The sequence below is a fragment of the Fodinibius salsisoli genome, from assembly GCF_026229185.1.
GTDB classification, from domain to species: Bacteria; Bacteroidota; Rhodothermia; order Balneolales; family Balneolaceae; genus Fodinibius; species Fodinibius salsisoli.
On sequence record NZ_JAGGJA010000005.1, the window covers coordinates 314,685 to 327,620 of the forward strand.

12 protein-coding genes and 1 tRNA gene are annotated in these 12,936 nt (G+C 45.6%); 11 read left to right on the forward strand and 2 right to left on the reverse strand.

Annotated elements, in window-relative coordinates; all coding sequences use genetic code 11:
- Positions 1–53: 53 nt before the first annotated feature.
- Positions 54–1,121: a WG repeat-containing protein gene (locus J6I44_RS09570; RefSeq protein ID WP_265765866.1), complete on the reverse strand. Its 1,068-nt coding sequence runs from the start codon at positions 1,119–1,121 to the stop codon at positions 54–56.
- A gap of 92 nt (positions 1,122–1,213) precedes the next feature.
- Positions 1,214–1,873 carry a hypothetical protein gene (locus tag J6I44_RS09575; RefSeq protein WP_265765867.1) on the reverse strand — a complete coding sequence of 220 codons (660 nt, stop codon included), beginning with the start codon at positions 1,871–1,873 and terminating at the stop codon, positions 1,214–1,216.
- Positions 1,874–1,987: 114 nt separating this feature from the next.
- On the opposite strand from J6I44_RS09575, the gene uvrA reads away from it, so the two are divergent.
- The 11 genes from uvrA to J6I44_RS09630 all read left to right on the forward strand — a co-directional run bounded on the left by uvrA (position 1,988) and on the right by J6I44_RS09630 (position 12,898).
- Entirely contained in the window at positions 1,988–4,855 is a 2,868-nt protein-coding gene (uvrA, locus tag J6I44_RS09580; RefSeq protein WP_265765868.1) for an excinuclease ABC subunit UvrA, read from the forward strand.
- Positions 4,856–4,926: 71 nt separating this feature from the next.
- A complete protein-coding gene (locus tag J6I44_RS09585) occupies positions 4,927–5,124 on the forward strand; it encodes a hypothetical protein (RefSeq protein WP_265765869.1) in 198 nt (65 codons plus the stop codon).
- A 111-nt stretch (positions 5,125–5,235) separates the two neighbouring features.
- Complete coding sequence (locus J6I44_RS09590; RefSeq protein WP_265765870.1) at positions 5,236–5,655, forward strand: TonB-dependent receptor plug domain-containing protein; 420 nt, start codon at positions 5,236–5,238, stop codon at positions 5,653–5,655.
- 138 nt (positions 5,656–5,793) lie between these two features.
- Complete coding sequence (locus J6I44_RS09595; protein ID WP_265765871.1) at positions 5,794–6,345, forward strand: hypothetical protein; 552 nt, start codon at positions 5,794–5,796, stop codon at positions 6,343–6,345.
- Between the two features lie 118 nt (positions 6,346–6,463).
- Positions 6,464–8,287, forward strand: a complete 1,824-nt coding sequence (gene secD / locus J6I44_RS09600; protein WP_265765872.1) for a protein translocase subunit SecD — start codon at positions 6,464–6,466, stop codon at positions 8,285–8,287.
- 39 nt (positions 8,288–8,326) lie between these two features.
- Entirely contained in the window at positions 8,327–9,238 is a 912-nt protein-coding gene (secF, locus tag J6I44_RS09605) for a protein translocase subunit SecF (RefSeq protein WP_265765873.1), read from the forward strand.
- A 158-nt stretch (positions 9,239–9,396) separates the two neighbouring features.
- Positions 9,397–9,750 (forward strand): STAS domain-containing protein, encoded by a 354-nt coding sequence (locus tag J6I44_RS09610; RefSeq protein WP_265765874.1) that lies wholly within the window; start codon positions 9,397–9,399, stop codon positions 9,748–9,750.
- A 66-nt stretch (positions 9,751–9,816) separates the two neighbouring features.
- The gene (locus J6I44_RS09615) at positions 9,817–11,094 is read left to right on the forward strand and encodes an adenylosuccinate synthase (RefSeq protein WP_265765875.1); all 1,278 of its coding nucleotides are present in this window, start codon (positions 9,817–9,819) and stop codon (positions 11,092–11,094) included.
- A gap of 83 nt (positions 11,095–11,177) precedes the next feature.
- A complete protein-coding gene (locus J6I44_RS09620) occupies positions 11,178–12,284 on the forward strand; it encodes a RuBisCO large subunit C-terminal-like domain-containing protein (protein WP_265765876.1) in 1,107 nt (368 codons plus the stop codon).
- A 1-nt stretch (position 12,285) separates the two neighbouring features.
- Positions 12,286–12,744: a cupin domain-containing protein gene (locus tag J6I44_RS09625; protein ID WP_265765877.1), complete on the forward strand. Its 459-nt coding sequence runs from the start codon at positions 12,286–12,288 to the stop codon at positions 12,742–12,744.
- 82 nt (positions 12,745–12,826) lie between these two features.
- Positions 12,827–12,898, forward strand: a tRNA-Gly gene (locus J6I44_RS09630).
- Positions 12,899–12,936 lie beyond the last annotated feature (38 nt).

The following is a 12,936-nucleotide window of genomic DNA, read 5'->3' on the forward strand; positions in this document are numbered from 1 at the left end:
AGCAATTCCAATAGATAAGTCTCTTGTTTGGCTCACAAAGACAGATATATCGGCTACTGAGTGGGTCCAAATACAAAAATGCCTCGCTTATTGATATATCCATATTTGTTGCTGAGCTGAACGAGAGCTAACCCATCTTTGAAAGGCCAGGCCCGGTCATAAATTGGGTCAATCACAAGATTGCCCTGTGGGTTCACATAGCCGAATTTTCCATTTTTTTGGATGAGGGCTCGCCCTTCATGAAAGGCATAGGCCTCTTCGTAAGAGGGGGAGACGATGAATTGTCCTTCTGTGTTGATGTACCCGTACTTTCTTTGATCCAGATTGGTGCTGTTTTCGGGCATAGCGACGGCTGCAATATCTTCAGAAAAGGGATCAGCTTCGATAAACTTCGAGGCAATGATTGTTTCGCCATCGGTATCAATATATCCCCATTGGTGGAATCCAAGCTGTACGGGGGCGCGGCCATCAGAAAAGGATTTGGCATCGCGGTACTGCGGCTCGATTACCATTGCTCCGGCACGATTGATATATCCCCATTCGCGGTGATCAGCGGTCTGGATCAGTGCTCTTCCATCCGAAAAGTTTTCAGCGGCACTGAATTGGGCTTCTATCACAAATTCTCCATTCCTGTTAATGTATCCCCAACTACCTCCGGATGTTTGCTGAACGGCCGCCCGTCCATTTTTAAAGCTGTGTGCTTGGCTGAACCGGGGATCAATGACAAAACGGCCGGAGCCGTCAATAAATCCGTATTGACCATTGGATTTAACCAGGGCTCGACCCTCACTAAACGGATGTGCTTCTTGAAAGCGAGGCTGAATAGCAATATTTCCTTCTTTATTGATGTAGCCTGCCGCTCCGGATAAGGAAACGGCGGCCAGTCCTTCAGAAAAAGTGTAGGGCCACATGCCGGTATCAAGCAACTGGAATTGGGGCTGAATACGGGAGGTCATCTCTGCATCCACGAATCCAACTTTATAATTTTCTACATAAGGGTATAAAGTAACGCCGGCATTGGAGGAGTCACCGTCAGAAAAGGGAGCTTCCAATACTTTGCAAGAGATTGCCAAAAGACCAATGGTTAGGACTATGGCAATATTTCGAAGCAGTGATTTCATGAACTCATAATGATTGGGAAATTGCAGTGACGTATTTTAAAGCCGGTTGAGAAGATTTGTTCCCACTTGGGTGGAGAAAGCTATCGTTTGTATTAGCTTTCCAGCTGATATTGTTCGGAGGGGATGCCTTCAGTCTCATTCACAAGGCTTTTGAATACAACAGCGGTAGCCATCGTAGTGAGGGGATAGGTAAAAAGGATGCCAATGCCAAAGAGAAGCGCCCCAACTATGTTAAGGGTAATGACGACGATGCCAAAAAGAAAAAGTTCCACCGTCATTTCCTCGCTCAAATAATAACTTTTTTGAAGGGCAACAAAGGAGGACTGGTTTTCTTCCAGTATAAAATAAGGATAGAACATAAATCGGACCGCGATAAAAATGCCGGGCAGCACAAATAGGAAAAGTCCAAGTATAATGCTCAACATATATAAAAAGTAGCCCACAAAATAACTTAGGAAATTGCGAAAGTTGTTAAACATATCGCTGACCTGAACATGCTCATCATCGACGAGACGTAACATCACGTTGATAAAGCCAAGGCTCAGAAAAAGTTGAGTTACGGTTATAATACCCGAAATCACCTGGGCCTCGGTGGATGGATTTCCCCAAAAGTACTGGAAGTAATAGATCTGAGGTACGATAGCCAGTACATAATAGGTAACCATGATGCCGATGACGAAGGAGGTGTACCGTTTGTACTGCTGGAAGCTATACTTAAATAGGTGAACCAAATCGATTGAGGGTTGCTTCATGCCGGCTGAATGAATACGAAGATTTTTTAGTTATTAACGATGGCCTCAGGGCCAGAAGCCTATATAATTTAAAGCTTCAAAAGATACGATTTATCTGTATCTTTAAAAGTTTAAGTGAACTTAAAGATTGTACCACCCTTGCGAGAAAATATTGTAATTCGTGGCGCGCGTGAGCACAACCTAAAGAATATAGACGTTAACATTCCCCGTGAGCAACTGGTCGTTGTAACGGGAATATCCGGATCGGGAAAATCATCTCTTGCCTTTGATACGATCTATGCCGAGGGCCAGCGACGTTTTCTGGAGTCGCTATCGGCCTATGCCCGGCAGTTTCTGGGGATGATGGAGCGCCCGGAAGTTGACTTCATCGATGGGCTTTCGCCCGTCATTTCTATAGATCAGAAGACAACGAACCGAAATCCAAGGTCTACCGTGGGCACGGTGACGGAAATCTACGACTTTCTCCGGCTGCTCTACGCGCGAATTGGTATTCCATATTCCTGGAAGACAGGCAATGAGATGTCCAAGCAGACCGCAGACCAGGTGGTGTCGGCGATTATGGATATGCCGGAAGGGACCAAAGCCTACTGTCTTGCGCCCGTCGTTCGTGGTCGCAAAGGGCATTATCGGGAGCTTTTTGAGCAGACCATGAAGCAGGGCTTTGTGCAAGTCCGCGTGGATGGCGAGCTGATGGACCTGGAAGAGGACATGAAAGTAGATCGGTATAAGACGCACAATATCGAAGTAGTCGTTGATCGATTTGTGATTAATGACAAGAGCGAAAAGCGTATTGCCGAAAGTGTTCGTCTGGCACTGGAGATGGCCGAAGGTAATGTGGTGTTGTCCGTTCCCACCGATGAAGGCTTTGATGATCATCTCTATTCGCAAAACCTGTTTGATCCGGAAAGTGGTCTGGCTTATGAGGATCCGGCCCCGAATATGTTTTCGTTTAACTCCCCATACGGAGCCTGCCAAAATTGTGATGGCCTCGGCTATACCTATGATGTTAATCGCGACTTGGTCATTCCTAATAAAGAACAAACCATTGAAGAAGGCGCCATCCGCTTTTTAGGAAAGCCGCGCGATATCTTTGCTTTTAAACAGTTGAGGGCGGTACTCAAGAGTATTGACCTGGATTTCGATACGCCCATCACGGAATTTACCGAAGAGCAACTGGATCTTATTTTTGAAGGAGGCGGTGATACAAAATATGACGTCAGCTACGACTTCCGTCAGGATAATGTAACCTACAAGCACTCTTTTGATGGCTTGCGGGATATGATTCGCAGCCAATACGAGGAGAGTAAATCCAACAAAAAGCGGGACAAAGCCAAAGCCTATATGAGCAAGATCGCCTGTCCTGAATGTGACGGTGGTCGGCTGAATAAGGAAGCACTTTCGTATAAAATTGATGGCCACTCCATTGACAAGCTGGTCAAGATGGATATCAAGACACTACGGAACACGCTCAATAACCTTGATTTGAATGAACGCCAGCAGAAGATTGGCAGCCAGGTGCTCAAAGAAGTTCGGGACCGCGTGGACTTTCTGCTGAATGTAGGTCTCAACTATTTAACGCTGGATCGTGAGGCGCAGACCCTCAGCGGTGGTGAAGCGCAACGCATTCGCCTGGCCACCCAAATAGGTACACAGCTGGTAGGCGTGCTGTATATTTTAGATGAACCCAGCATCGGGCTCCACCAGCGCGATAATATCAAGCTGATACGATCGCTGGAAACGCTGCGTGATCTGGGCAACAGCGTGATTGTGGTAGAACACGACCGCGAGACCATCGAGCAGGCCGATTATGTGCTTGACCTCGGACCCGGGGCTGGTGAATATGGCGGTGAAATTGTCACCGAAGGTGCACCTGATGAACTCGACCCGGATTCCATGACGGCCAAATTCTTGAAAGATGAAGAAACCGTTCCTTATCCGGATACACGGCGCGAGGGTAGTGGCGAAACCGTACGTTTGGAAGGCGCACGTGGACATAATCTAAAAGAAGTAGATGTAGATATTCCACTGGGTAAATTTATCTGTGTGACGGGGGTAAGTGGCAGTGGCAAAAGCTCACTCATCAACCAGACGCTGGAGCCTATTTTATCATCCGAATTTTATAATTCGAAATCAGTGCCACTTCCTTATGATGAAGTTCATGGTATTGATAACCTGGATAAGATTATTTCCGTCGATCAGAGCCCCATCGGTCGTACGCCGCGCTCCAATCCGGGAACGTACACCAAGGTTTTTGACCATATCCGGAAGTTGTTTGCTGAGCTTCCCGAGTCAAAAATTCGTGGATACGACCAAGGACGATTTTCGTTTAACGTGAAGGGAGGACGCTGTGAGGCCTGTAATGGAGATGGCGTTCGCAAGATTGAGATGAACTTTCTACCGGATGTCTATGTGGATTGTGAGACCTGCAACGGCAAGCGTTATAATCGGGAAACACTCGAAATCTATTACAAAGGCAAAAATATTTCGGATGTGCTGAACATGTCCATCCAAGAAGCGCATGATTTTTTTGACTCTGTGCCGGCCATCAATCGTATTCTAGGCACCCTGGTTGATGTTGGTTTGGGTTATCTGCGATTGGGGCAGCCCAGCACGACCCTCTCTGGAGGGGAGGCCCAGCGGATTAAGCTCGCTCGGGAGCTTTCGAAAGTAGGCACTGGTGATACGCTGTATATTATGGACGAGCCTACAACAGGCCTCCATTTTCAGGATGTGCGCCTACTGGTAGATGTGATCCAGCAGCTGGTAGATAAGGGAAATACCGTGATCGTCATTGAACATAACCTGGATCTCATTAAAGCTGCAGACTGGATTATTGATTTAGGTCCGGAAGGAGGCAATGAGGGGGGACAAATTATTAGCCAGGGAACTCCTGAAGAAGTCGCAAAGTCCGAAGCGAGCGTTACCGGAGACTTTTTGGAAGAAGAGTTTGAGCGCGAAGGCCAGAAAAAAGTAACAGCCTGAGTCAGCTATACTGAATGGTTGGTAAGCTTCTTTCGTTTTAGTAATACTCTTTGATTAAAAACGGAGGAGATATGAAATATGCCATCCGGTGTATTGCCATATTTATTGTCCTTACCACTTTGCTTACAGTGGGTGCTATTTACCTGCTGGAAATCCAAATGCCGTTGAACGGGATTATATTTTTCAGTGCATCCATTAGTTTATTTGCAACCATTATATACGGCTGGATCGACGCTGTGTATATCAAAAAACGCCAACCTGGCTTGTAGAAAGTAGTAAGGGAAGGTTTGCTGAGGGGGGCAGATATATAAGATAGGTAAGAACAGGAGCGTTGGGTTGTTCCAACGTTATAAATAAGGTGTGGGGAGATTAACTATAGTATGGCAAAAGAAATGATAGGCTGGTTAAAGATTGGACTCTTGGTTTTAGTTGTCGGTTGCGCATCTTCTGGGCTTTCTGTAGAAAAAGACAGTAACAGAAATGATGCCTCAAGCATGACTGTTACTGATTCATCGCTTACGCTTGCGGATTATCTAAGAAAAGTGGCAGGCGTAGACGTCCGGGGGACGGCTGAAAATATCCGTGTATATATACGTGGTATAAATACGATTAGTGGCCGGAATGAGCCTCTTTTTGTTGTCGATGGGAGTCGTCTCGGTCGGTCTTATCAACGAGTAAGTAGCTTGGTTGCTGTTGACGATATTGACAGGATACGGGTCTTAAAGGGATCCGATGCAGGGGCGCGATATGGATTGGAGGGGAATGCAGGAGTTATTGAGATTGAGACCAAAAGAAATTAATAATATTTGTCCCAATTGCACCCAAGAGCCTTCTATTAGGGTAAGAGATCAAAACCTTATGGTGTCACGAATGGGGATTATTATAAATTCATTTTTGAATTTGTTCCGTTCTATGTTTCTGACTATTTTCAGCCACTGATGGAAAAATTTCGTACACATATCGCACGCTGGCTGGTAGCCTTGCTTGTCATTTCGGGTTTCAGCTTTTCTCTGGTGCAGCCCGCACAGGCACGCCAGAATACCGATGCCTTTGCACGCTGGCTGGATATGATGGCTAAATCATCAGATACTGCTGCCTTGCAAGAAGAGTTGAAAGATCTACAAGCTTCTGGTGAGGCTCTGTCAGTGATGATTCAGGAAGCCTCGAGAATTGTCTCGCAAAACAATGAGAATTTCGACTTCCCTTTTGCTAAGGAAGAGGCCCCGAATCAGCTGTATCAATTATTGTTAATTGAGTGGAATCAGTTTCAAACGGGGGACGCTATGGCGGCTGTCCCTGCTACACAAAAGAGCATAAAACAACTGCTTCCCTGGCATACCGACAAGCTAAGTCCTCCGGGGTTCCTGGGTATGCGATACGAATTATTCCAGGTAGCTGATAACCGAATCGTCGTTGAGGTTATACCTGGGTTTCAAGAATCTATTTCACTGCAGCCGATGAGCAGTGGCGTAGCTATAGGTGCTCCCTAGCCGTTTTTGCCTATCCTTACTACAATTCACAATACATTTTTTAAATACTGGCTTTCCTCGGTTAGAGGAGGGTTAGCCGTTGTTAAATGCAATTCCTAAACTTTTAAATCGATTTATTATGCAAGGTAATGGAACTAAAATTGGATTTATCGTAGCCTTCCTGGCTATGTCAATCTATTATCTGTGGCCAACAGTGGCGAATACGCTTGAGCAGAATTATATTCAAGATCTGCCAGAGGCTGAACGTACTGAATACAGAGAAGAAAACGCTCAACGACTGCAAAACTTACGGGAAGAATCTCTTTCTCTTGGTCTTGACCTGCAGGGCGGTATGCACGTTACGCTGGAAGTAGGAACAGCTCAGCTTGTCCGTGAGCTGGCCGGTGAATATGCCGACACAACACTCAGTAACGTAATTGAGACTGCTCAGCAACGTGCGCTTCAGAACGATACCGACTTTATCAATGAAATGGTGCAGGTATTTGAAGAGCAAAACCCAAATGGACGGCTGAGCCGTTACTACCGGTCGGAAGCGGAGAACATTACCCGCCGATCTACGAACGAAGAAATTCTGGCATACCTGCAGTCGCAACGCGACTCCGCGGTGGACCGGGCTATGGAAATTATCCGTACCCGTGTGGACCGGTATGGTGTAACTGAGCCAGCTATTTTTGTGCAGGGCAATAATCGTGTAGTCGTAGAGCTACCCGGCGTTGCAAATAAAGAACGAATCCGGAGTCTGTTGAAAGGGACAGCCCGGCTAGAGTTCCGTTTAGTAGCCGAGCCTGATCAAATCAGTACAGCTCGACAGCAAATTGTAGGTTACTATAATCGCCAGGTTGCATCAGATACCTCTGATAGCGTACAGCAAAGTAGCGGGCAAAATAATCCACTGGCCGAAGTATTGAGCACGCAAACACGTAGTGGCTATGCGTTTGGATATACTACAGGCCGCGATACGGCCCGTGTAAATGAACTGCTGCAAAAACCTGAAGTTCAGGAGCTGATACCACGCAATATGACCTTGATGTGGGGAGCCAGTCCATTTCAAACGACCCAACAAGGACAGGAACTGTTTGAACTTATTGGCGTTCGTCCCCAGGTAGAGATGACCGGTGAAGTTATTGAAGAAGCCAGCGTCAACTTCGACCAGGCCACCAATCAGCCTCGGGTATCCATGAACATGAATTCGGAGGGCGCTCGACGATGGTCACGTATTACCGGTGCTAATATTGGTAAACCCATCGCGATTGTGCTTGATGGTTACGTCTATTCATATCCCAATGTGGAAAGCAAGATTGCCAATGGCCGTTCTTCCATTTCTGGATTGGAAAGTCAGGCAGAGGCTCAGGATTTGGTAAACATTTTACTCTCCGGTGCACTGCCCGCTCCGCTTGAAATCATTGAAGAACGAACGGTAGGAGCAACCCTTGGAGAAGCCTCCATACAGGCGGGTTTCTATTCTACGCTCATTGGATTAGTAATCGTAGCCATATTTATGATTATTTACTACCGTGCTGGCGGAGGAATCGCTGACTTGGCCCTGCTTCTAAATATCATATTTATTCTGGGGATTTTAGCGGCCTTTAAAGCCACCCTCACGCTTCCCGGTATTGCTGGTATTGTACTGACTATTGGTATGGCAGTGGATGCAAATGTACTGATATTTGATCGTATCAGGGAGGAACAACGAACCGGGAAAACGCTACGAGCTGCCATTGAAGGCGGGTATGCTAACGCTATGAGTGCTATTGTAGATGCTAACGTAACGACCTTCTTTGTAGGGATTATTCTCTACAGTTTTGGAGTTGGCCCGATTAAAGGTTTTGCCGTTACGTTGATGGCAGGTATTGTAGCATCACTGTTCAGCGCAATCGTAATTACCCGTGTGGTCGTCGATTACCTGACACGTGAACGGTCTGCTGAACTCAGCTTCGGTTAATCAAAAAGATTATAAACGTTAAATCAAGGATTTAATACCATGAGATGGTTCGAAACACCCGACTTTAATTTTTTAAAAGCTCACAAGATTGCCTATGTCGTTTCCGGCATTTTGTTAGTGGCTTCAATCATAGGAATTGTAACCAAAGGCCTACAGTATGGTATCGACTTTAAGGGCGGTAAAGAGTTTGTCCTTGAGTTTGAGCAGCCGGTAGAGGTATTGGATATACGCAGTGAATTAACAGGTCCCCTTGGCGGTGCCCCCGAAGTTAAACTCTTCGGATCTCCAAGTGATGTACTTATCCGTACCGATGATCCGGGTAACATTACGGAAGTACAGAATACCATCACTCAAGCGATGGCACAGCTTTATCCGGATAACTCGGCAGACGTCATAAAGACCGACATTGTTGGTCCGCGTTTCGCCGAAGACCTTAAGGCTGGTGCACTTAATGCCATTATCTTTGCCCTCATCGTGATCTTTATTTATATACTCATTCGTTTTAAAGACTGGACCTTTTCGGCAGGAGCCGTTGCGGCCCTCTTTCATGATGTGATGATCGTATTGGGTATATTTACAATTTTTGGAGATTTGGCACCCTTCAGTATGCAAATTGACCAAGCTATTATTGCTGCCTTTTTAACGATTGTGGGTTATTCGCTAAACGATACGGTGGTTGTATTTGACCGAATCCGTGAAAATAGTACCTTGTTTAAAACCATGGAGCACGATGAAATGGTTAACAAAAGTCTTAATGATACGCTTAGCCGAACCGTTATAACATCGATAACGACCTTGTTTGTGGTAACCGTGCTATTTATCTTTGGCGGTGAGGTCTTAAAAGGCTTTTCCTTTGCATTGATGCTTGGTGTGGTTATTGGTACCTATAGTTCACTATTTGTTGCCAGTTCAACGGTCGTCGAATTACAGCGCAGAAGGCAAAATGCATAAGCAAAAAAGTCTTCGATAAGACGGATGATGTTTCAAATAAGTGTAACAACTTAATGCAGTAACCGTAATAGTGGTCCAGGGCATATAAATTAGCATCAAGATGTGCTATGAGCCTTTATTAAAATACTATAACTCCAAAATAAACAGGAGATTTGGCTATGACTTTTAATGTATCGGAGCGTTATAATTGTGTGGTTCTTCAATTTAAAGGTAATGTGATGGGGGGACCCGATGCGGTAACCTTGAATGAAAAATTACACGAACTTATTGAAGAAGATAAAACAAATGTAGTTGCGGATCTGGGGAAGGTGAAATTTATGAACTCATCCGGCCTTGGGATGCTGATCGGTGGCTTGACAACCATGCGGAAGGCTGGTGGTGATCTTCGGATTGCCAATGCGACTGACAAGATTGAGAGCCTTCTGGTGATTACAAAGCTTATTACCGTATTCAATCACTTTAAATCACTTGAGGAAGCAGTCGAATCATATTCGGCAAAGGAAGAAGAATAAAGTAAATTTAAATTTTTAATAGAAAAAGGGGGTGATGTGCCCCTTTTTTTGTGTCTAATTATTACTATGTCTATTCGTGTTGTTGTAGGTGCCCAATGGGGTGATGAAGGAAAAGGAAAAATTGTAGACTTGCTTAGTAAAAAAGCAGACTACGTAGTGCGATATCAGGGGGGAGCCAACGCAGGCCATACTCTTGAGTTTGATGACAAAAAAATTGTATTACATCTCATTCCTTCGGGTATTTTTAACGGGGATGCCACCTGTGTGATCGGTAATGGAGTGGTTATCGATCCCCATGAACTGTTGGAAGAAATAAAGGAAGTAGAAAAACTGGGTGGAAGCCTGCAGCATCGCCTGAAGATAAGCAATGCTGCCCATGTTATACTTCCTTACCATCAGTTGTTAGATCAGGTAAAAGAAGAACATCGCGGCGATGATGCCATCGGTACAACCGGTCGTGGAATTGGACCTGCCTATGTCAGTAAGGTATCGCGTGTAGGCATTCGGATGGCTGATTTAGCGCATCCGGAGAAGCTTCGAGAGAAGGTAGAGGCCAACATCAAGGATATCAATGAAGCCCTGAAACACATCTACAAGAAGGAGCCGATTAAGGCTGGGCCCATTATTGAAGAACTACTGGAAGCCGCTGAGAAACTGTGTCCATATGTAACGAATACGGCAGATTTGCTGCATGAAGCTATTGGTGACGGCAAAGAGATTCTCTTGGAGGGAGCGCAGGGCAGCCTCTTGGATGTAGATCACGGCACCTATCCATTTGTGACTTCTTCTTGTCCTACCTCAGGTGGCGCCTGCACGGGCTCTGGCGTTCCTCCTACTGCTATTGATAAGGTTATGGGTATATCCAAAGCCTACTGCACACGTGTGGGTAACGGACCTTTTCCCACGGAACTCTTGGGGCAAGCTGGAGAAGAACTGCGCGAGGCAGGACAAGAATTTGGAGCTACCACAGGCCGGCCCCGCCGTTGTGGATGGATTGACCTTGTAGCTTTAAAATATGCCGTTCGCGTAAATGGCATGAACGAGCTGACGATCAGCAAGCTGGATATCTTAAATGATTTCCAGGAGATCAAGCTATGTACAGCTTACAAGGTTGATGGTGAAGAGACCGATGTCTTTCCCTTAGATCTACCGGATATTGATAATATAGAGCCCGTTTACACCACTATGGCGGGTTGGCAACAGTCGCTCGAAGATTGCGATACGGTAGATGAGTTGCCATCCAAGGCTAAGGAGTATCTGGAGTTCATCCAGGATTACCTGGGGGTAGAACTGACGGTGCTTTCTAAGGGGCCCAAACGGAATGAAACCATAGTCGTTGGATAAGCTTACTTTGGATAGGTTGTTTTTCTATATCATGATAGGTCTGCAGTGAAAAGATTCCTAAACTTTACCTTATAGATAAAAATATGGCCACTTTTGCTGTTACCTATCTGTTGGCGGTCCAAAAGGGAGAAGGCGTTGATAAAAAAATAGAACAGATTTGCTTGGAGCAATCAGCTGAATTGCCTCGTAAGGTCTTATCAAAAAGTATTATTGATGAGGTTGTGGGAAGACCCCGCGGCCGGGAACAGGTTGCGGATGGTAGGTTCAAAGTAGTGATTGAATGGCCGTTAGCAAATATCGGCAAAGAAGATATCATCCAGTTTTTAAACCTGCTATATGGTAATGTTTCTTTACAGCCGGGCATACAAGTGGTAGATGTTGAGTGGTCGGCATTATCTGAGTTCTTCGCAGGACCACAATTTGGTATTGAAGGCATCCGCAGTCGATATCAAATTACGGGTCGTCCAATGAGTGCTACAGCCCTTAAGCCACTTGGGAGTTCTTCTCAAAAGTTAGCTGATCTCGCACAGCAGTTTGCAAGAGGCGGCATTGATATCATCAAAGATGATCATGGGATTATGGATCAAAAGTATGCTCCTTTTGAGGAACGACTCACAAGCTGTGTATCTACCCTGAAAGAAGTAGCACAAAAAAGAGGTCGAAAAACATACTATTTTCCCAATATTACAGCCGAAGCTTGGGAAGCTGAAGAACGGTATCTTCGGGCAGCAGAATTAGGCGCCGATGGAGTTCTTATTTGTCCACATATCACGGGATTGGCAACTATGCACCGTTTGGCAAGGAGGGAAGAACAGTTGCCTATCATGGCTCACCCTGCCTTTTCGGGTCAGTTAACAATGAATGAATTACAGGGTTTTGCTCCGTCTTTTCTATATGGACAGCTTTGGCGGGCCCTGGGAGCTGATTTTGTTATTTATCCCAATACAGGGGGGCGTTTTTCGTACAGTCTTGCACAGTGCAAGGCTATAAATAACTGCTCTCGAAGTTCAGACTTGCCATTTAGCCCCTCTTGGCCGACTCCGGCGGGTGGCATTTCGGTAGAAAAAGTACGCCACTGGCGGAATGAGTACGGCCCGGATACCTGTTTATTGATTGGGGGAAGTTTGTATAAATATGCTGGTGGTCCCGAAGAGGCAGCTAAAGTATTCAGTAAACAGTTGATAGATTAATATGGAAGCAACATCAAAAGTTATAAAGGCAGACGGTTATTCATGGAAGTCCGTAGAGCGTAAAGATTACAAAAGCGATACCAGTTGCTATAAAGGGGTACATCGGTATTCGTTGTTGGGCGAAAAAGAGGATGAGCAACAGCTTAACTTCCAAACGCGCTACTTTGAAGTAGAAACCGATGGATATACCTCGTTCGAGTATCACCGTCATCCCCACTCCGTTGTCATTATTCGGGGGAGCGGCACCGTTATTTTGGGAAATGAGCTCCATGATCTTGCCCTGCATGATGTAATTTATATCACTCCTAACACGTTACACCAGTTTCATGCCGATCGTGGTGAACCTCTCGGTTTCATTTGTATCGTGGATCGCTATCGCGACCGGCCCACTCTGCCGAATGAGGCTGATATCCAGACGTTAATCCGGTCAGAGAAGGTATTGGATAAGATTAAGCGTTAAATCGTAAGTATCTGTGGAAGAATTTTGAAATTAAAGTTGAAAAGAATAGGCCAATAGCCTTATATTTGGAACTGTTTGAAAAGCGGGAGTAGCTCAGTGGTAGAGCATCACGTTGCCAACGTGAAGGTCGCGGGTTCGAATCTCGTCTCCCGCTCTCGATTAAAGCCTTTGCAGGTGACTGCAGAGGCTTTT